Origin of the sequence: Devosia sp. LC5 (assembly GCF_000735585.1) — a bacterium.
Lineage (GTDB): Bacteria > Pseudomonadota > Alphaproteobacteria > Rhizobiales > Devosiaceae > Devosia.
On the sequence record NZ_JNNO01000016.1, the window covers coordinates 43,677 to 61,650 of the forward strand.

Annotated in this window: 19 protein-coding genes; 4 read left to right on the forward strand and 15 right to left on the reverse strand. The window is 62.8% G+C overall.

The features are described from left to right. Positions 1–129: 129 nt before the first annotated feature. From FF80_RS10415 to FF80_RS10425, 3 genes are all read right to left on the reverse strand, one after another. Positions 130–1,977 carry a monovalent cation:proton antiporter-2 (CPA2) family protein gene (locus FF80_RS10415; protein ID WP_052153395.1) on the reverse strand — a complete coding sequence of 616 codons (1,848 nt, stop codon included), beginning with the start codon at positions 1,975–1,977 and terminating at the stop codon, positions 130–132. Between the two features lie 301 nt (positions 1,978–2,278). Then, a complete protein-coding gene (locus FF80_RS10420; protein ID WP_035100039.1) occupies positions 2,279–3,013 on the reverse strand; it encodes a cell cycle transcriptional regulator TrcR in 735 nt (244 codons plus the stop codon). A gap of 140 nt (positions 3,014–3,153) precedes the next feature. Next, positions 3,154–4,167 carry an NAD(P)H-quinone oxidoreductase gene (locus tag FF80_RS10425; RefSeq protein ID WP_035100042.1) on the reverse strand — a complete coding sequence of 338 codons (1,014 nt, stop codon included), beginning with the start codon at positions 4,165–4,167 and terminating at the stop codon, positions 3,154–3,156. Between the two features lie 78 nt (positions 4,168–4,245). Here FF80_RS10425 and FF80_RS10430 point away from each other — a divergent pair, with 78 nt between their 5' ends. Continuing rightward, positions 4,246–4,428 (forward strand): DUF1192 domain-containing protein, encoded by a 183-nt coding sequence (locus tag FF80_RS10430; RefSeq protein WP_035100044.1) that lies wholly within the window; start codon positions 4,246–4,248, stop codon positions 4,426–4,428. A gap of 346 nt (positions 4,429–4,774) precedes the next feature. Beyond that, positions 4,775–5,293 (forward strand): DUF1465 family protein, encoded by a 519-nt coding sequence (locus tag FF80_RS10435; RefSeq protein ID WP_052153396.1) that lies wholly within the window; start codon positions 4,775–4,777, stop codon positions 5,291–5,293. Between the two features lie 90 nt (positions 5,294–5,383). Here the strand turns inward: FF80_RS10435 and rpmE are convergent, their stop codons facing one another. Further along, entirely contained in the window at positions 5,384–5,605 is a 222-nt protein-coding gene (rpmE, locus tag FF80_RS10440) for a 50S ribosomal protein L31 (protein WP_035100046.1), read from the reverse strand. 224 nt (positions 5,606–5,829) lie between these two features. Here rpmE and FF80_RS10445 point away from each other — a divergent pair, with 224 nt between their 5' ends. Beyond that, positions 5,830–7,647, forward strand: a complete 1,818-nt coding sequence (locus FF80_RS10445; RefSeq protein WP_081917377.1) for an ABC transporter transmembrane domain-containing protein — start codon at positions 5,830–5,832, stop codon at positions 7,645–7,647. A gap of 116 nt (positions 7,648–7,763) precedes the next feature. On the opposite strand, the gene FF80_RS10450 is transcribed toward FF80_RS10445, so the two are convergent. Together FF80_RS10450 and FF80_RS10455 are read right to left on the reverse strand one after the other, a co-directional pair. Beyond that, positions 7,764–8,789, reverse strand: coding sequence for a peptidoglycan -binding protein (locus FF80_RS10450; RefSeq protein ID WP_035100047.1), 1,026 nt, complete (start codon positions 8,787–8,789; stop codon positions 7,764–7,766). Continuing rightward, on the reverse strand, positions 8,789–9,775 hold the full coding sequence (locus FF80_RS10455; RefSeq protein WP_035100050.1) for a hypothetical protein: 987 nt from the start codon (positions 9,773–9,775) through the stop codon (positions 8,789–8,791). Before FF80_RS10455 ends, FF80_RS10450 begins: the two co-directional genes overlap by 1 nt. Before the next feature lie 161 nt (positions 9,776–9,936). Here FF80_RS10455 and FF80_RS10460 point away from each other — a divergent pair, with 161 nt between their 5' ends. Next, on the forward strand, positions 9,937–10,650 hold the full coding sequence (locus tag FF80_RS10460; protein WP_035100051.1) for a DUF1868 domain-containing protein: 714 nt from the start codon (positions 9,937–9,939) through the stop codon (positions 10,648–10,650). Here the strand turns inward: FF80_RS10460 and FF80_RS10465 are convergent. The 9 genes from FF80_RS10465 to FF80_RS10510 form a co-directional block, all read right to left on the reverse strand. Next, positions 10,647–11,117 carry a group II truncated hemoglobin gene (locus tag FF80_RS10465; RefSeq protein WP_035100054.1) on the reverse strand — a complete coding sequence of 157 codons (471 nt, stop codon included), beginning with the start codon at positions 11,115–11,117 and terminating at the stop codon, positions 10,647–10,649. The two genes, FF80_RS10460 and FF80_RS10465, sit on opposite strands and share 4 nt — an antisense overlap. Before the next feature lie 74 nt (positions 11,118–11,191). Further along, positions 11,192–11,986: an inositol monophosphatase family protein gene (locus FF80_RS10470; protein ID WP_035100059.1), complete on the reverse strand. Its 795-nt coding sequence runs from the start codon at positions 11,984–11,986 to the stop codon at positions 11,192–11,194. 2 nt (positions 11,987–11,988) lie between these two features. Next, positions 11,989–12,555, reverse strand: a complete 567-nt coding sequence (gene efp / locus FF80_RS10475; RefSeq protein ID WP_035100061.1) for an elongation factor P — start codon at positions 12,553–12,555, stop codon at positions 11,989–11,991. 194 nt (positions 12,556–12,749) lie between these two features. After that, entirely contained in the window at positions 12,750–13,832 is a 1,083-nt protein-coding gene (locus FF80_RS10480) for a tetratricopeptide repeat protein (RefSeq protein ID WP_052153397.1), read from the reverse strand. Beyond that, entirely contained in the window at positions 13,829–14,455 is a 627-nt protein-coding gene (locus FF80_RS10485; protein ID WP_052153398.1) for a thiamine phosphate synthase, read from the reverse strand. Before FF80_RS10485 ends, FF80_RS10480 begins: the two co-directional genes overlap by 4 nt. Before the next feature lie 137 nt (positions 14,456–14,592). Continuing rightward, the gene (locus FF80_RS10490; protein ID WP_035100063.1) at positions 14,593–15,621 is read right to left on the reverse strand and encodes a class I fructose-bisphosphate aldolase; all 1,029 of its coding nucleotides are present in this window, start codon (positions 15,619–15,621) and stop codon (positions 14,593–14,595) included. A 380-nt stretch (positions 15,622–16,001) separates the two neighbouring features. Next, the gene (locus FF80_RS10500) at positions 16,002–16,304 is read right to left on the reverse strand and encodes a type II toxin-antitoxin system RelB/DinJ family antitoxin (RefSeq protein ID WP_035100067.1); all 303 of its coding nucleotides are present in this window, start codon (positions 16,302–16,304) and stop codon (positions 16,002–16,004) included. Between the two features lie 55 nt (positions 16,305–16,359). After that, positions 16,360–17,562, reverse strand: a complete 1,203-nt coding sequence (locus FF80_RS10505; RefSeq protein WP_035100069.1) for a phosphoglycerate kinase — start codon at positions 17,560–17,562, stop codon at positions 16,360–16,362. A gap of 83 nt (positions 17,563–17,645) precedes the next feature. Continuing rightward, positions 17,646–17,936: a hypothetical protein gene (locus FF80_RS10510; RefSeq protein ID WP_035100070.1), complete on the reverse strand. Its 291-nt coding sequence runs from the start codon at positions 17,934–17,936 to the stop codon at positions 17,646–17,648. Between the last annotated feature and the right edge of the window lie 38 nt (positions 17,937–17,974).

Below are 17,974 nucleotides of genomic sequence, written 5' to 3' on the forward strand. Positions count from 1 at the left end.
GTGGCGGGCGGAATGGTTCAGTAGACCTCATCCTGAGCCCGTCGAAGGACGAGGTCGTGGCAACTAAGCCTCCACTTGCTCGACCTCGTGGTTCGACAAGCTCACCATGAGGTCTTCATGGATATTGCGCTATTCGCCCCTTGGCGAATCCTTCTTGTCGAGAGGGGCGGGCGGTTCGTCGCCTTCCATGGTCTGGTTGAGCAGGCTCATGGATTGGCGAACCATGCCGACATAGGCGTCCTCGTCTTCGCGCACGGCAAAGGAATCGGTGAGCAATTGGTTGTCGTGCCGCTCGAAGGCCTGCGCCATATGCTGGGCATCGATGGGCGGCACGCCCAATTGCACCAGCACCTTGGCGCCAAGGCTGATCGCCGAGAGGAACGTCTCGCGTTCGAAAACTTCCACACCCAGCGCCATCAATTCATGGGCGTGGCCCCGATCGATAGCGCGTGCGGCGATGATCACTTCGGGGAAATGCCGCCGCACCTTGCGGGCAATATCCGAAATCCGGTCGGCTCCGCCCACGGCGACAACGACCAGCGCGGCTTGCCCGACGCCAGCGGCGTGCAGCAGATCGAGCCGCGAGCCATCGCCATAGAACACCTTGACGCCGAACTTACGCACCAACTCGATCTGGGCCGGATCGTCATCGATCAGCGTGGTCTCAAACCCTTGCGCCCGCAGCATGCGGGTCACGATCTGCCCGAAGCGGCCATAGCCCAGCACCACGATCTTGCGATGCTCGGTAATGTCGTCGCTGTCGCGAGCACTGCGGGCATCGAGCCGGGGCGCTACCAGCCGGTCGAAGGCCAGCAGCAGGAGCGGCGTCGTCGCCATGGACAGGGCCACGGCTACTGCCAACAGGCCATGATCCTGGGCGCTCAGCGCGCCCGCGCTCTGGGCAAATTGCAGGATAACGAAGGCGAACTCTCCCGCCTGGCTCAACAGAATCGCCAGCAGCAGCCGGTCGGCCAGATGCATGCGGAACAGGCTGGCCAGCCCGAACATCACCGCGATCTTGACGCCGACAAAGCCGCCCACCAGCGCCAGCAATCGCAGCGGCTCTGACCACAGCACCGAAAAGGCGATCGACATGCCCACCGAGATGAAGAACAGCCCCAGCAACAGGCCCTTGAACGGTTCGAGATTGCTTTCGAGTTCGTGCCGATATTCGCTATCGGCCAGCAGCACGCCGCCGATAAAGGCGCCCAGAGCGGGGGACAGTCCTTCAAGCTGGGTCAGAAGCGCGGCGCCAGACACGATGGCAAGGCCCAGCGCGGTAAAGGCCTCGCGCACCCCGGTCCGTGCGACATAGCCCAGCAGGGGCCGTACCAAGTAACGCCCGGCGACGATGGCGCCGAGAAAGGCCCCGATCAGGATCAGCGGGGTCACCCAATCGAGAGGATCGGCAATGGCTTCGACCGCATGGCTCAATTCGGCATCGACCGAGCCGCCGCTGCCGGAAATGGCGAGAAGCGGAATAGCGGCGAGAATGGGAATGACCGACACATCCTGCACCAGCAGTACGGCAAGGCTGGCGCGCCCAGCATCGGTGCGGGTGATATCGCGCTGCTGGGCCGATTGAATGGCAATAGCGGTGGATGACATGGAGAGCGCCAGCCCGATGATGATGGCGGTGTTGAGGTCAAAGCCAGCAATGGTCAGAGTTGCGGCAATGATGGTCGTGGTCACAGTCAATTGGGTGACCCCCAGCCCCAGAACCTTGTGCCGCATGCGCCAGACTTCGGAGGGCTGCAAATCGAGCCCGATCAGGAACAGCATCATGACGATGCCGAATTCGGCCACCTGCCGGATCAGCTCGCTATCGGAAACCAGACCCAGCCCATAGGGTCCGATCAGGATGCCGGCGGCGAGATAGCCCAACACCGTACCCAGCCCCAATGCCTTGGCCAGCGGCGCCAGCGCGACACTGGCAGCCAGCAGAACGAAAATGGCCAGCAAGATGTTGTTTTCCAACGACCGGGTCTTTCACAAAGCAGCGCTGGCAATCATGTGACGGCGAAGTGGCGCTGTCGAGATATTGTCGCTGGTGACGTGAATTTGAGCCGGTGTCGGGACACCTCTTGAGGAGAACCGCGACGCTTCCTCGGGCTCGACCCGAGGACGACTCGCCAGATGTGCCGCGCTGAGAATGGCCCTCGGGTCGAGCCCCGGGGGGATGCGGTGGGCGGGGAAGGGTTTTGTTCAAGGATGGGCGCCCCAAAACAAAAACCCCCGCTTTCGCGGGGGCTTCATCATGGCGGGCAGGAGCCCAGCTCTAGTTGTCCGTGTCGCTCTTGAGCGACTTGAGCTTGGCGAAGACGGAATCCGCGTCGAATTCTTCCTGCGCCGGGGTGTGGTGCGGGCGGTGGTCGCCCTCGACATATTCGCCGTCTTCGGCAGGGGCATTGCTGCGGCTGCCGGAGCGGGCCATGGCTTCCTCGGCGGTCATCAGCGTGGTGCCTTCATCGGCCTCGTCGACGCCCGGGCCGCCCTTGGAGGCGCGCTTGACCTCGAGATCGAGATCGATCTGGCTGCACAGGCCCAGCGTCACCGGGTCCATGGCGGTGAGGTTGGCGGCGTTCCAGTGGGTGGATTCGCGCACCGACTCGATGGTCGACTTGGTCGTGCCCACGAGGCGCATGATCTGCGCGTCCTTGAGTTCGGGATGGTTGCGAACCAGCCATTTAATGGCATTGGGGCGCTCATTGCGGCGCGAAATCGGGGTATAGCGCGGGCCTTTGCGCTTGGCGGCGGCGACGCGCACCTTGGGTTCGCTGAGCTTGAGACGATAATTGGGATCGGCCTCGGCCTTTTCGATTTCCTCGCGCGTCAGCTGGCCGTTCTGGATCGGGTTCACACCCATGATCCCGCCTGCGACGTCACCGTCGGCAATGCCCTGGACTTCCAGCGGATGCAGCGTGCAAAAGGCCGCGATCTGCTCGAATGACAGCGCAGTGTTGTCGACGAGCCAAACGGCGGTCGCCTTGGGCATCAACAGGGGCTGGGTCATATAATAACTCCTCGTGGCGCGGCCGGTATTCCTCCGGACCGCTCCGCCTCGTGCTTCATTGCTGAGGGGAACAGATGCTCAATATATGGCTTGCCCGGCCAATCTGCAATGAGATTGTAACTATAGTGATGGGCTGCGCGTCACAGCGCCGCCCCAAACGCGGTCACCAGCACGATCTTGCCGATATGTTGTCGCGTCTCCATGGCCGCATGAGCCGCCGTCGCATCGGCCAGTGCAAAACGCGTGACGTGCGGCCCGCGGAACCCCGGCGCTGCCAGTGCCGGCAACAAATCCGTGCGGATGCGCGCAGCGACACTTGCCTTGAATTCCGCAGACTGCGGTCGCAGGGTCGATCCCGACAGCGTCAATTGCTTGGCCATCAGCAGGCCTAGCGACAGTTCCGCCTTGCTGCCGTCCAGAGTCGAGACCTGCACGATATGCCCGCCCCGCGCCGAGGCGGCGATATTGGTTTGCGCCATGGCGCCGCCGACAATATCGACTACGCGGTCGACACCCTTGCCATCGGTCAGCGCCAGCGCGCGGGCCGCGATGTCCTCGCTGCTATAGTCGATTGTCGCCACTGCCCCCAGTTCGCGGGCATAATCCGCCTTTTGCGGTGACGACACCACGGCAATGGCTTTCGCGCCCAAAATCGTGGCGATCTGGATCGCCGCTCCGCCAATGCCGCCCGCTGCACCATGCACCAGCACGCTCATGCCCGCGGTAAGCCCGGCGCGCATCACCAGGGTCTGGGTGATGGTAAACCAGGTTTCGGGCAGGGCCGCCGCGTCAGTCAAAAGCCAGTGGTCGGGTACGGGCAGCACCTGGCCGGCCGGAACCGCCACATATTCGGCATAGCCGCCACCATTGGTCAGCGCCATCACCCGGTCGCCCACCTGCCAACTGGTCACCGCCGCGCCCATGGCGGCGATTTCGCCGGCGACTTCAAGCCCGGGCAGGGGCGAGGCGCCTTGTGGCGGATCGTAATGGCCACGGCGTTGCGCCAGGTCGGGGCCGTTGACGCCGGCCGCTGCAACGCGGATCAGCACGTCGTTGGCGCCCAGATCGGGCAGATTCTGTTGCCGCGCTGTCAAGACTTCGGGTCCGCCGGGGCTGGCGATGGAGATCACAGTCATGCTGTCGGGAAGCGTCATGGCGATATGCTGGACGAAGTGATCTTGCCCGGCAAGAGCGGTGCGCTATCCTAATGGGTAAACAACAGGAGGCTGAGTATGGATGACGAGGAAGTCAGCAAGCCAAAACGCCACGAAGTGGGCATGCCGATCGACACCATGTCGGTGGAGGAATTGAGCGAGCGCATCGGGCTGCTCGAAGCCGAGATCACCCGGCTGCGCGCGGCCATCGAAGCGCGCGGCGCCACGCGCAAGGCGGCCGATGCGGTGTTCAAGTTCTAGCCGTTCATCTTGATGGCAAATCTGTGTCAATAGGCCGGGTGGCGGAGCGGTCAACACCAGGCAAATTTTCAGGGTTAAGAAATCGACACGCTTTAACCGGCAATTAATGTTTGCGCGGTAATCTCTCATTATTCAGGTTCTTCTGAATTTTTCAGAGTGGTTTCTCCCTCTGTTTGACGCCTCCCTGTTAACTTCGAGAGCCGTTCTTACGGCTCTTTTTTCTTTTTCAGGGCCGTTTTATCGTCACTATCATCATGTTCTTAAAGCTCTTTTCAGCTTGATGCGAAGTGGCGGGTGACGCTTGCAGCGTTTGCGCCTAGCATGGAATGATGAGCGAGGAGGTCGCGTGACGGAACTGAGCGAAAAGGGCCAGGCGATTGCCATCGGGCCGCGCATCGTGGCGTCCGGCGGGTTTGACCTGCTGTATCGCGAAGGCATGGCGCTAATCGAGGAGGTTGCGGCCTATCTCGATGGCGAGGGCCGCGGCGATAGCCGCATCCTGGGCCGCGAAGCCTCGTTCCTCTATGCCACCGAATCGATGCGCCTGACCACGCGGCTGATGCAGCTGGCCTCCTGGCTGTTGCTGCAGCGCGCGGTCAATGAAGGCGAAATCACCAAGGAAAATGCCCGCTCCGAAAAGGAGAAGGTCAAATTCTCCGCCACGCCATCCGAACGCGGCGGGCCGGGCTATGCCCAATTGCCCGCGCCCCTGCGCGATTACATCGACAAGGGCGATCGTCTGTTCGAGCGGGTGATGCAATTCGATACGCTGGAACGCGGCAAGCTGCCCGAACTCGATATCGGCGTCGCCAACGGCATTGCCGATCAGCTGGCCCGCCTCAAGGCGGCGTTCGGCCGGGCTTAGTTGCCCATGGCCCGGCGGGCACACTATGCAACAGTTTAAACAAAAAACCCGGCACAAGGCCGGGCTTTTCGAATTCCGAGAAGGACTGGCTTAGATGCCCAGGCCCTTGAAGCGCTCCTTGAAGCGCGAGACGCGGCCGCCGCGGTCGAGCAGCTGGCCCGTGCCGCCGGTCCAGGCCGGATGGGTCTTGGGATCGATGTCGAGCTGCAGCGTATCGCCGGGCTTGCCGTAGGTCGAACGGGTTTCGTACTTGGTGCCGTCGGTCATGACCACAGTGATCGTGTGGTAGTCCGGATGGATATCAGCCTTCATCGGTATCGCCTCAAATCAAACGGGCGCCGTGGCGCCCGGAGAGCATCTAAAACTGGTGTTGGCGGCTTCATACAGAAAGCAGGCCCGGTCTGCAAGGGCATGGGCGTGGCAAAATTGCGCGGGACAAAGCTGTTGCGGGCATTTCGGGCAACGCCTATATCGGAGCCGCAGCGCGGCCCGGGCTCTTCCGGACCCCAACTCCACCAGAGTGGCGTATCCGAGCGATGACAGACCAGGCGACCCAGGCACCGACCGGGGCCGAAAAACTACTCGAAACGCCCAATATGAATCCGCGCAAGCTGCAACCCTTGCGGCGTCTCATGCCCTTTGTGCTGCGTTATCCGTGGCGGCTGGTTCTAGCTATTCTCTTTCTCCTCGTCTCGGCGATTTCCTCGCTGGCCATTCCCGCCATGTTGGGCGGGGCGATCGACCAGGGCTTTGTCGAGCAGAATCTGGAAAATGTCGGCCGCTATGGCTGGCTGATCGTCTCCATAGCGCTGGTGATGGCCATTGCCAGCGGGCTGCGCTTTTATTTCATCTCGGTCATTGGCGAGCGCGTGCTGGCCGATCTGCGCCAGGCGGTGTTTTCTCATCTGCTGGCGCTGGATGCCCGTTTCTTCGATACCCACCGGGTGGGCGAGCTGACCAGCCGGCTCAATGGCGACGTCGCGACGATTCGCAGCGCGGTGGGCTCCAGCATGACGCTGGCTTTGCGCTCCATCGTCACCATTATCGGCGCGCTGATCATGATGCTGCTGACCAGCCCGGTACTGACCATCGCGGTGGTCATTGCTGCGCCGCTGATCCTTTTGCCGCTGATCGCCTATTCGCGCCGGCTGCGCGGCATGTCGCGCCGCACCCAGGATGCGCTGGCCGATCTCTCTGCCATGGCCACCGAAATGCTGGGCGCCACCCGCACGGTCAAATCCTTCACCCAGGAAGCTGCGCAATCCTCCCATTACGGCAAGCGCAGCGAAGCCAGCTACGTGGCCGAAACCAAGCGCCTGGCGGCCCGCTCGGTGCTGGTGGGTATGGTGATTTTCCTCGGCTCGGCGGCCATCGTGTTTCTGGTCTGGTGGGGCGCGCGTTCGGTCTTCGAGGGCACTGTCACCGCCGGCCAGCTGGCGCAATTCCTGGTCTATGCGCTGATGGCCTCGGGCGCGCTGACCAATGTCAGCGAAGTGCTGGGCACCCTGCAGACGGTTGCTGGTGCCACCGAGCGGCTGACTGAAATCCTCGATACCGAGCCCAGCATCACCGAAGCGGTCAAGCCCGTGGCGCTACCCAATCCGCCGCTCGGCACCGTGGCGTTCGAGCAAGTCAATTTCGGCTATGATACCGGCGGCTACGAGCATGTGCTGACCGATCTCAGCTTTACCGTGGGGCGCGGGGAAACCGTGGCTCTGGTGGGTGCCTCCGGCTCGGGCAAATCGACCACGCTGTCGCTGTTGCAGCGCTTTTATGACGTCAAGAGCGGCGCCATCCTGGTTGACGGTATCGACATCCGCCAGGTGCGGCTGAGCGAGTTGCGGCAGCGCTTTGCCTATGTCGAGCAGGAGCCGACCATTTTTGCCGGCACCATTGCCGACAATATCCGCTTCGGCAAACCCGATGCGAGCGATGCCGAGGTGATTTCTGCGGCCACGGCGGCTTTGGTGCATGACTTCGTCACCGACCTGCCGCTGGGCTATGACACGATTGTCGGCGAGCGCGGCGTGATGCTGTCGGGCGGGCAGAAGCAGCGGCTGGCCATCGCGCGGGCGATTTTGAAGAACGCGCCGATCCTGTTGCTCGATGAGGCGACCAGTGCGCTGGACGCGCAGAGCGAGCAATTGGTGCAGAAAGCGCTGGAGCATCTGATGCAGGGTCGCACCACGCTGGTGATCGCCCACCGGCTGGCCACCATTCGCGACGCCGACAAGATTCTGGTGCTCGACGCCGGCCACATCATCGACCAGGGCACCCATGACGAGCTGGTCGCCAAGGGCGGCCGCTATGCCGAACTGGCGCGGCTGCAATTCCGGCTGGATGATCTGGCTTAGGTGCCACGACCTCGTGGTTCGACAAGCTCACCATGAGGTCTACTTCTAGAGCGCAGACCAACCGGAGACCTCATCCTGAGCCTGTCGAAGGACGAGGTGTGCCCCTGACGCGGGCTCTAGCCTTCCGTCAGCTTGAACTCGATGCGGCGGTTGCGACGATAGGCCTCGTCGGTGTCGGCGGGATCGAGCGGGGTGAATTCGCCGAAGCCGGCGGCGACCAGCCGGTTGGGCGAGACGCCCTTGGTTACCAGATATTGTGCCACCGAGATGGCGCGGGCGGCTGACAGCTCCCAGTTCGAGGGGAAGCGAGCATTGGAGATCGGACGCCTGTCGGTGTGCCCGTCGATGCGTAGCACCCAATTGATGTCGGGCGGAATTTCGGTTTCGAGCTGCAGGATGGCCGCGGCCAGCGCGTCGAGGTCGGGTGTGCCGCCGGGCTGGATATCGGCCTGGCCGGGATCGAACAGCACTTCGGACTGGAACACGAAGCGGTCGCCGACGACGCGGACATCGGCGCGGCCCTCAAGGATTTGCCGCAGCCGGCCAAAGAAATCGGAGCGATAGCGGCTCAAATCCTGCACGCGCTGGGCCAGCGCCAGATTGAGGCGGCGGCCCAGATCGGCGATCTGGGTACGCGATTCGGTGTCGCGGCTTTCCGACGCCTCAAGTGCGTTTTCCAGCGCACCGATCTGGGTGCGCAGCGCGGCCAATTGCTGATTGAGCAGGGTGATCTGTGCATTGGCCTCGTCCGACAGGTCTTGTGCATCCGCAAGTTCGGATTGGAGGCCCGCAATAGTCTCATCCCTGCCGGTCAGCCCCGCGCCGATACCCGAAAGCTGGCCGGTCAGCTCAGCATTTTCGGACTGGGCGGTAGCGAGCGTTGCGGTCAGATTAGCGATCTGGGAGGTCAGATCATCGGAATTGGACCGCTCGAGCTGCAGCAGGTCGGTCAGTTCGGCAATCTGGCTATTGAGCCGGGAGAGCGCGGTGTCGCGGCCCTGCAATTCCTGGCTCAGAAAAAACTGGGTCAGCATGAACAGCGAGAGCAGGAAAATGATGACGAGCAGCAGGCTCGACAGAGCGTCGACAAAACCAGGCCAGTAATTGGCCTCGATGCGCCGGCGGGAGCGGGCTCCTGGCATTAGTTCCGCCGCTCGCTATCAGCCTGGGACAGCACAGCCTCGATCAGCTCGCGCAGTTTCTGATTGGTTTCGGCCTGGTCGGTAATATGCCTGCGCAGGTCATCCTGCTCGGTGCGGATATGCTTGACCAATCCATCAATGCCGCGCGCCAGCTCGGCCATAGCGCGAATGGCGTTTTGCGAGGAATTCTGGTTCTGCATCGAGCTGCCGAGCTTGTCGAACATGGCCTGCATTTCGGGGCCCCCGGCATTGGCCTGCATGGCCGAAACGGGATGGTCCAGCTCGGTCATCGAGGTCATCCAGTCCTCAAGATCGGTATAGAAGGCGTTTTGCGCCTGGCTGGTCTGCAGATCCAGAAATCCCAGCACAAGGGAGCCGGCAAGACCGAACAGGGACGAGGAAAATGCGGTGCCCATGCCGGCCAGCGGGGCGGATAGTCCCTCGCGCAGGCTCGAAAATTGCGCCGCGCTATCACCATCGGTCACGTCGAGCGAATTGATCACGCCGGCAACGCTGCTGACGGTTTCGAGCAGGCCGTAAAACGTGCCTATCAGGCCCAGAAAGACCAAAAGGCCGGTCAGGTAGCGCGAGGTATCCTTGGCCTCATCGAGCCGGTTTCCCACGCTGTCCAGGATCGAGCGCATGGAGGAGGGCGTAATGATCGCTTCCCCGATCCGCTCGCGCAGCAGGCCCGCCACCGGCGCCAGCAGCACGGGCGGGCGCACATTGGTGACATTGCCGTCCTGCAGCGAATTGACCCATTTCACCTCGGGGAACAGGCGGAATATCTGACGGAAGCTGAGGAAAATGCCAACGAACAGGGCCAGGAAGATCATCGAATTGATGAACGGATTGGCCCAGAAGAAGGTCACGATCGTGGTGAACAGGATCGCCCCAACCAGCGCCACCAGCACCAGGAAAATCAGGATCTTGATGAGGTAAACAGTCGGGCTGGCGAGATGGTATGGATCGTAGCCTTGCGTCATCTTTGCCGGAACCTTGCCTCATGCGCGCAAATCACTGCCAAGACTAGTCAGTGCAGCGTGGCAGGGCAATGACAAAGGTTTGTGTGATGGCATCGCTGTCACAGAGGTTTCGTTCAGGACAGGTAGCGCTGTGCCCAACACATCTCATCCGGAGCCCCGCCATGTCCATGGCCATGATCTCGCCCGATCTACAGGCATTTTCCCGCACGCATCGTCCCGCAGCGCCGCGCCATCTGGGCCAGCGCTACAACCGGGACGGCATTTTCCTGTCCGAGCGTGGCAATACCGTCGTGTGTCATCTGCAGGAAGGCTCCGACACCGAACGCGTCCTACGCGCCGCGCGTCAGCGTTATCTCGACATGCCCGAAGCCCGCCAGCTGGCCTTCACGGCGCCGGAGAGCCTGCATATGACGCTGTTTCAGGGCATTATCGAGACCTGTCGCGAGCCCACCTATTGGCCCGCAGGCGTGCCGCTGGATACGCCCGTCGATACGATGACCGAGTTGATGCTGGAGCGGTTGGCCCCCTATGCAGGTGGCGCGGCATTCGCCGTAGAAGCCGTCAGGGCGCTGCCCACCGGGCTGGTGGTGCAGGGCATTACCGAGGCCGATCGCCGTGCCATGGCGGGCTGGCGCAACGATCTTGCGGCCCTATTGGGCTATCGGCACCCCGATCACGACAGCTACCAATTCCACATCACCTTCGCCTATCTGATCGACTGGTTCGACGAAGCAGCGTTGCCCGGCTGGCAGGATATGCTGGACGATGCACTGGCCATGATCCGCGTGCAGGCGCCGGTGCTGGAATTGCGCGCACCGGCCTTCTGCAGCTTTGAGGACATGAACTGGTTCGAGGAACTGCTGCCGCTCGGCTAGTCGGTTTTGGGAATATAGGGGCCGCCGGTTTCGCCCCAGCCCCATTTGGGCATTGGCGCTTGTTCGGAGACGGTTGCGCCGGGTGCCGAATTGATGACAGCCAGCCGCGATCCCCATTCGAGATAGCCAACCAGCGCCGAGGCAAATTCGGGATCGGCCGGCAGGCCCAGATCGGTATAGGTATCGAGCAGCAGGCCGATCCAGCGCCGCCGCATGGCTTCGCTCAAATGCCGGCCCAGATGGTGGCGCACCATTTCGGGATGGCCGCCATGTTCGCGCGAATAAAGCTCTGGGCCGCCCAGCACTTCGGCGAGAAACAGCGCAACATGTTCGGGATGGTCCGCCGCCATATGGGCGAATACCGGCGCCAGCACCGGATCGTCGGGGATGCGCGCGTAAAATTCGGCGGTCAGTCGCCGCAACGGCTCGATGCCGCCGATCCAGTCATAGAGCGTGGGCACTGCCATGGGAAAACGCCTCCGGCAGCATAGATGAGCAACGGCCGAGCAAGATACAAGGCCCGGCCGCCGCAGATTCGTCGCTATTGGATCGGCTTGAGTTGCTTCAGCAGTGCTGCGTGCAGGGCTTCATTGCCGGCCACGACCTGGCCATTCCAGACCGATCCGGGGCTGCCGGCAAAGTCGGAAATGGTGCCGCCGGCTTCCTTGACCATCAGCAGGCCGGGTGCCACGTCCCAGGGGGCGAGTCCGGCCTCCCAGACCGCGTCATAGCGGCCGGCAGCGAGCCAGGCCAGGTCCATGGAAATCGAGCCGGAGCGGCGAATGCCGGCCACAGCGGGATTGATGGCGGCCAGCTGGCGCAATTGCAGGCTATCATTGGCCGTGCCCTGGGTCTTGATGCCGGTGCAGACCACGGCGTCGGCCAGGTGCCGGCGGCCGCCAATGCGCAGGCGGCGGCGATCATTGACCCAGGTGCCGCCGCCCTTTTCGGCGGTATAGAGCTCGTCCAGCACGGGGTTGTAGATCACCGAGGCGACGATCTCGTTGGCACGTTCCAGGGCGATGGCAACGGCAAAAAGCGGGATCGAGTGCAGGAAATTGGTGGTGCCGTCGAGCGGATCAATGATCCAGCGGTGCTGGCCATCGGTGCCGGTCACTTCCCCGCCTTCTTCCATCAGGAAGGCATAGGTGGGGCGGGCCTTCTTGAGTTCGTCGAAGACGATCTGCTCGGCGCGCAAATCGGCCTTGGAGACGAAATCGGCAGGGCCCTTGCGCGACACCTGCAGGTTCTCGACCTCGGCAAAGTCCTTGGTGAGCGAGCGGCCAGCCTTGATAGCGGCCGAAACCATGACGTTGAGAATAGCGGAACGTGCCATGATCAGTCTGCCCGGCGCATATAGGTGGCTTCGGTGGTGTCGACGACGATGCGTTCGCCTACGGCGATAAAGGGCGGCACCATGACCTTGAGGCCATTCGACATGATCGCCGGCTTGAACTGGCTGGAGACGCTCTGGCCCTTCTGCACCGGATCGACCTCGGTGACTTCGAGCACGACGTTGGCCGGGAATTTGACGCCCAGCGGGGTCTCTTCGTGCATTTCGAGCGTGATCTTCATGCCGTCCTGCAGGAAAGCGGCGCGCTCGCCGACGAAATCCTTGGCCAGTTCGACCTGCTCGTAGCTGGCCTGATCCATGAAGACCAGGCTGTCGCCCTGCTCATAGAGATAGGTGAAGTCGCGGAATTCCAGTTCGACGGTCTCCACCGTTTCGGCCGAACGGAAGCGCTCGTTGAGCTTGGTGCCGCCAAGGATGGCCTTGAGCTCGACCTGGGCATAGGCGCCGCCCTTGCCGGGCTTGACGTGATCGACCTTGACCGCGACCCAGAGGCGGTCCTGGTGGTTGACGACATTGCCGGGGCGGATTTCGTTGCCGTTGATCTTGGCCATGAAGAAAGTCTTTTCTCGCTGTGGGGCGACGGGGCCGGTTGGCAACAAACCTCATCCTGGGCTTGCCGAAATGCCGGATCCGCGCGCCATGCCCGTTCGATCAGGAGTTCGACAGGCTCATCATGAGGCCGAATGACGACCCGCTGCGCTTAACCCGTGTGTGGCGGGCTTATTGCCCCAGAATGCCCAAAGGTTCAAGGGTTTTGCGGTTGGGGTGCGGGATCTGCCGGCGTGGCGGGGGCTTCGTCCGGGTCGGTAGGGGCCGGCAGCACCTGCGGACCGGCGTCAGGCGCCGGCGTCGTGGTGGGGATGGTGGCAATGGTTTCGGCCGTTGGCGGGGTGGAGGGCCAGAAGCGGGCGCGCTCCTCGGCCTTGGCCAATTCGTCGGTGGGGATGGAGACCAGCAGCCGGTCCAGAGAAGGGTCGGACAGCCCCTGCCGCCGTGCCAAAGCACGCCACATGGCCGCGTCCTCAAGGCTGAGCGGTACGCCTTCGCCCACCGCCAGCAGCTTGGCATAGCGGTTCTGCGCCACGGCATTGCCCGCCTCGGCGGCGCGCTGATACCAGATGGCGGCTTCCTCGATATTCTGTTCCACGCCCTGGCCGAGATAGAGCAGAGTGGCATAGTCGATCTGGGCGGCTATCAGGTCCTGCTCGGCCGCCAGCTTGATGTATTTGGCGCCTTCCACATCGTTGGGGGCCAGGCCCGCGCCTTCGATCAGCATGGTGCCATAGTCATATTGCGCCTCGGGCAATTCGGCGTCGGCGGCTTGCTTCATCAGGCTTGCGGCTTCGGTGAGGCTGGGCGAGGCGTAGATGCCTTCGACATGGAGCAGAGCCAGATTGTATTTGGCCGGGATATAGCCGCCCTCGGCTGATTTCTTGAACAGATCGGCGGCGCGCGCGCGGTTCTTGGGCACCCCAATGCCGTCCTGATAGTACAGCGCCAGCTCGAACATGGCGAGCACACCGCCATTATTGGCAGCCAGCTGGTACCAGCTGGCGGCGCTTTCATCATTCTGCGTCACGCCCAGGCCCTTGGCGTAGATTTCGGCGATCAGCGTCTGGGCGGCGGCATCGCCCTTTTCGGCGCGGGGCAGGGCATATTCGAGCGCCGTTAGGAAATAGCCGCGCTGAAACGCGCCGAAGGCATAGTCCACATTGGCGCGGGGGCCGAAGACCTCGTTGCTGACGGTCTCGGCCGCTTCGTCCTGCGCCAGGGCGGGCAGGGGGGCGAGCGCCAGCAGCAAGGCGATGGCAGGGAGCAGCCGGGTCATGCAGTTTCCTCGAACGAAGCGGCGATCGCGGCAATGGCGGCGGCCGGAGAAGGGGCGGACCAGATGGAGTCCGAAAGGGCGAGGAATTCGGCGCCGTGATGCAGCCCGCTGGTCGCCGCCGGATCACTGAACACGGCGGGAATTTCGAAGGTCTCGGCCCACCATTGCGCCAAATCGGCCGCGGCGGCATCGGCCGGGCCGTGCAATGGGCCGAAAAACACATAGTCGACGTCGAGTTCGCCCATGGTCATGGCGTCGTGCCGGCTAGTGATATTGCCGGCCCCCACAATGGCGGCGGGTTTGAGCGCCGAGATGGCGGCCTTGGTATCCTTGCTGCCGGTGGTGACATGCACGCCATCTGCGCCCAGCTTTTTGGCCAGGGCGGTGTCGTTTTCGAGCAAGACCGCGCAACCGGCGCCCTGGCCGATATTGATCACTTTAGCGGCGAGGGCGGCGTAGGCCGCCTCGTCCTGGTCGCCCCGGCGCACCAGTAGCGCAGAGATTTCGGCGGCGCTCAACACGCTCATCAGGAGAGCGGGGAGGCCTTCCGGATCGGCGGCAGCGGGAGTGATGAGATAAAGCTGAGGGGCCATGGCTTCCGGATACTCGACGCGCGTGCTCAATAGATCGCCATTTTGGCGACAAAAGGGACGGCTCTTGCAATAGGCGAAGTGGCATGGCTAGCGCAAAGAAAATGCGCGCCCCGGGAGGGAGGCGCGCATCCAGATGCGACATTGGTCCGTCGCAGGGAGTTCCAATGTCAGGCGGCGCGATCCAGTTCGCCCGTCCAGGTGCCCAGCGCCGCCAGGGAATTCATGTGGGCGCGGTGGCTGAAAGCGGCTTGAGCCTGGGGGAAGTTTTCGCGGCGGCCCGCCCAGGTGCGCAGGGCAACGTTCTGCAGCGCGCGGCCATAGGAGAAGGTCATCGGCCAAGGCTTGCCGGGGATCCGGTTCATGGCCGACAGATGCGCGGTGGCTTCTTCGTCGGTCTGCCCACCCGAGAGGAACGCAATGCCGGGCACGGCGGCGGGCACATGCTCGCGCAACACTTCAACCGTGCGCTTGGCGACGTCCTCAACCGAAGGACGATCGCGTGAATTGATGCCGGGCAGCACCATATTGGGCTTGAGCAGCATGCCGGAGAGATCGACGCCGGCCAGCCGCAATTCCTTGAACACGTTTTCCAGCACTTCGCCGGTTACGGTCGCGCAGCGCTCCAGGGAATGGTTGCCCGGCTCGCCATCGCCCACCACTTCGGGTTCGACCACCGGCACGATGCCGGCTTCCTGGCAGAGAATGGCATAGCGGGCCAGCGCATGGGCATTGGCGCGGATGTTGTTGCGGGTGGGGGCGATGTCATTGATGGTGATGACGGCGCGCCACTTGGCAAAGCCGGCGCCCAGGGCGGCATAGCGGGCGAGGCGCTGGCGCAAGCCATCAAGACCCTCGGTGATCTTTTCGCCGCCGTCGCCAGGCATGGGGAAGGTGCCGCGATCGACCTTGATGCCGGGAATGACGTCGGCATCGGCCAGTATGGCGCGGAACGCGGTGCCATCGGCGGCCGATTGCTCCAGCGTTTCTTCGGTCAGGATGACGCCCGAAATGTAGTTCTGCATCGCATTGGTCGAGCGGAACAGCATCTCGCGATAATCGCGGCGGAGATCGAGCGTATTGGGCAGGTTGATCTTGGCGAAACGCTTGCCGATGGTGCCTTCGGATTCGTCGGCAGCCAGAATGCCCTTGCCGGATTCCATCAATTTCTGCGCGATGGCGTTAAGCGACTTCGTCATGGATATCAGCCTCAAGTGGTGAACTTGGTGGCAGATTAGACTTTCGTCACGCCGGCTTCGATTAGACCTAGGGCTATTCGACCAAAGACGGATGGCGGATCAATCTGGTTCCGGCCAGATGCGGGAAGTGTGCATGACCCGGAGTACCCAGACATGATCGGACTGCACCCGGTAGACGAGGATGTAGTTGCTTCCGGCAATTGAAAGCTCGCGCGTTCCTGGCACACGCCCTATTCGTCCCAGACCAGGAAGTTGCCTTAATTGATCAGCGCGTTCCTGAAATCGCTCGTCCAACTGCAATGCGGCAGCCGAATTGCTGACCTCAACGTAGGCGTAGATGAGTTCGCGGTCCCGCCTTGCGGCCTCCGTCCACCGCAGTCTCATTTCGTGCTGAGCGCATGCAGCGTTGCTGCTCTTTTCTCGGCGAAAAATGCTTCTACTTCTTCAGAAGAATAACCCGGATGTGGGTCATCCAGCGCTTCCTGCACCTTTGCGCGGAACCACTTGTCGTAAGCCTCCGGGTCGGTAGTAAGGCCCGCCGGCAGTGCACCTTCATTGGCAACACGCGTCAGCAGAATCCGCACCGCATCGGAGACTGTTAAGCCCATAGTGTCGAGAACCGCAGTTGCTCGGTCCTTGATGTCGGCGTCAATGCGAGTCTGGATGAGTGCGTTCGCCGCCATGAGAAAGCTCCTTTGCGAACAATGTAATGCAGATGCATTACATTGTCCATGGAGATCATTTTTTCAGCGCTTCCACGCCCGGCAGGGGCTTGCCTTCCATCCATTCGAGGAAGGCGCCGCCGGCGGTGGAGACATAGGTGAAGGCGTCCTTGACGCCGGCATGGGCGAGGGCCGAAACCGTGTCGCCGCCGCCGGCGACCGAGATCAGCTTGCCGGCATGGGTTCGTTCGGCGGCATATTTGGCGATGGCCACGGTGCCCGCATCAAACGGGTTCATTTCGAAAGCGCCCATGGGGCCGTTCCAGACGATGGTGTGGGCTTCATCGATCGCGCCCTTGATGCGCTCGACCGAAGAGGGGCCGATATCCAGGATCATGCCGTCGGGATCGATGGCATCCACGCCATAAAGGCGCGTGGGGGCGTCGGCCTTGAAGTGCCAGGCGACGACCGCGTCGATCGGCAGGATGATGGCACAGCTGGCCTTGTCGGCCTTGTCCATGATGCGCAGGGCGGTTTCGGCCAGGTCCTTTTCGGCCAGCGACTTACCCACGCCATAGCCCTGGGCGTGGAGGAAGGTATTGGCCATGCCGCCGCCGATGACCAGCCCATCGACCTTGGTCACGAGGTTTTCCAGCAGATCGATCTTGGAGGAAACCTTGGCGCCGCCGACAATGGCGATGACCGGTTTTTTCGGCTTGCCGAGGCCTGCTTCGAGCGCTTCGAGTTCGGCCTGCATGGCGAGGCCCGCTGCGGCCGGCAGCAGATGCGCCAGCGCTTCGGTCGAGGCATGGGCGCGGTGGGCGGCCGAGAAGGCGTCGTTAACATAGACATCGCCAAGGCTGGCCATGCGCTGGGCCAATTCGGGATTGTTGGCTTCCTCGCCGGGATGGAAACGGGTGTTTTCGAGTACCAGAACCGAGCCCGCCGGCGCCTCGTCGATGGCTTGTTTGGCGGCGGCAACATCATTCCAGTCGGTGGCGACAAAACCCACCGGGTGCCCGGTTTCGTCGGCGACGGCGGCGCAGACCTGTTCGAGCGAGAATTCGGGATCGACCTTGCCCTTGGGCCGGCCGAAATGGCTGAGCAGGATGGCCTTGCCGTCATGCTTGACGATTTCGCGGATGGTGGGCACCAGCCGCTCAATGCGGGTGGCGTCACTGACCTTGCCGTCGGCAACCGGGACGTTGAGATCTGCCCGCAGCAGCACGCGCTTGTTGGTCAGGTCGAGTTCGTCGAGGGTCTTGAAGGTTGCGGTCACAGTCGGGCCTCCGGGCAAGTATAGGCCGTGGCGTAGCAGAGCAGGCGCGGAGGGGGAAGCCGGGGCGGCAAAAATCTGCGGCTTCAGGAGCCGGTGAAGACGCCGCGCAACAGGGTTCCGAGGAAGCAGAGGGGCAGCCCTGCCAGCGTCAGCAGGAGCAGCCAGCCCAGATCATCGACCAGCACATGGCGGGCGAAGCCATCGCTAGGCCAGGCGGCCAGCCCGACCCGGCGGCGGATGATGCGGTCGCGGATCAGCACAAACCCGGCGGTCAGCGCCGGTGGCAGCGCCAGAATGGCCGGTTGCCCGGCAAAGCCGATCAGGACGGATGCAATCGGCATGCCCGCAAAGATGTGCCGCATGATCTGGAACATGGTTGCTGGTGCCCCCAACGACATGAACAAGACCGATT

Bases quoted from the DNA above. Each gene is read 5' to 3' on its own strand.
- FF80_RS10420 (WP_035100039.1), bottom strand. From the start codon at position 3,013: ATGACCCAGCCCCTGTTGATGCCCAAGGCGACCGCCGTTTGGCTCGTC.
- FF80_RS10425 (WP_035100042.1), bottom strand. From the start codon at position 4,167: ATGACGCTTCCCGACAGCATGACTGTGATCTCCATCGCCAGCCCCGGC.
- FF80_RS10430 (WP_035100044.1), top strand. From the start codon at position 4,246: ATGGATGACGAGGAAGTCAGCAAGCCAAAACGCCACGAAGTGGGCATG.
- rpmE (WP_035100046.1), bottom strand. From the start codon at position 5,605: ATGAAGGCTGATATCCATCCGGACTACCACACGATCACTGTGGTCATG.
- FF80_RS10445 (WP_081917377.1), top strand. From the start codon at position 5,830: ATGACAGACCAGGCGACCCAGGCACCGACCGGGGCCGAAAAACTACTC.
- FF80_RS10450 (WP_035100047.1), bottom strand. From the start codon at position 8,789: ATGCCAGGAGCCCGCTCCCGCCGGCGCATCGAGGCCAATTACTGGCCT.
- FF80_RS10455 (WP_035100050.1), bottom strand. From the start codon at position 9,775: ATGACGCAAGGCTACGATCCATACCATCTCGCCAGCCCGACTGTTTAC.
- FF80_RS10460 (WP_035100051.1), top strand. From the start codon at position 9,937: ATGTCCATGGCCATGATCTCGCCCGATCTACAGGCATTTTCCCGCACG.
- FF80_RS10465 (WP_035100054.1), bottom strand. From the start codon at position 11,117: ATGGCAGTGCCCACGCTCTATGACTGGATCGGCGGCATCGAGCCGTTG.
- FF80_RS10470 (WP_035100059.1), bottom strand. From the start codon at position 11,986: ATGGCACGTTCCGCTATTCTCAACGTCATGGTTTCGGCCGCTATCAAG.
- efp (WP_035100061.1), bottom strand. From the start codon at position 12,555: ATGGCCAAGATCAACGGCAACGAAATCCGCCCCGGCAATGTCGTCAAC.
- FF80_RS10480 (WP_052153397.1), bottom strand. From the start codon at position 13,832: ATGACCCGGCTGCTCCCTGCCATCGCCTTGCTGCTGGCGCTCGCCCCC.
- FF80_RS10490 (WP_035100063.1), bottom strand. From the start codon at position 15,621: ATGACGAAGTCGCTTAACGCCATCGCGCAGAAATTGATGGAATCCGGC.
- FF80_RS10500 (WP_035100067.1), bottom strand. From the start codon at position 16,304: ATGGCGGCGAACGCACTCATCCAGACTCGCATTGACGCCGACATCAAG.
- FF80_RS10510 (WP_035100070.1), bottom strand. From the start codon at position 17,936: ATGTTCCAGATCATGCGGCACATCTTTGCGGGCATGCCGATTGCATCC.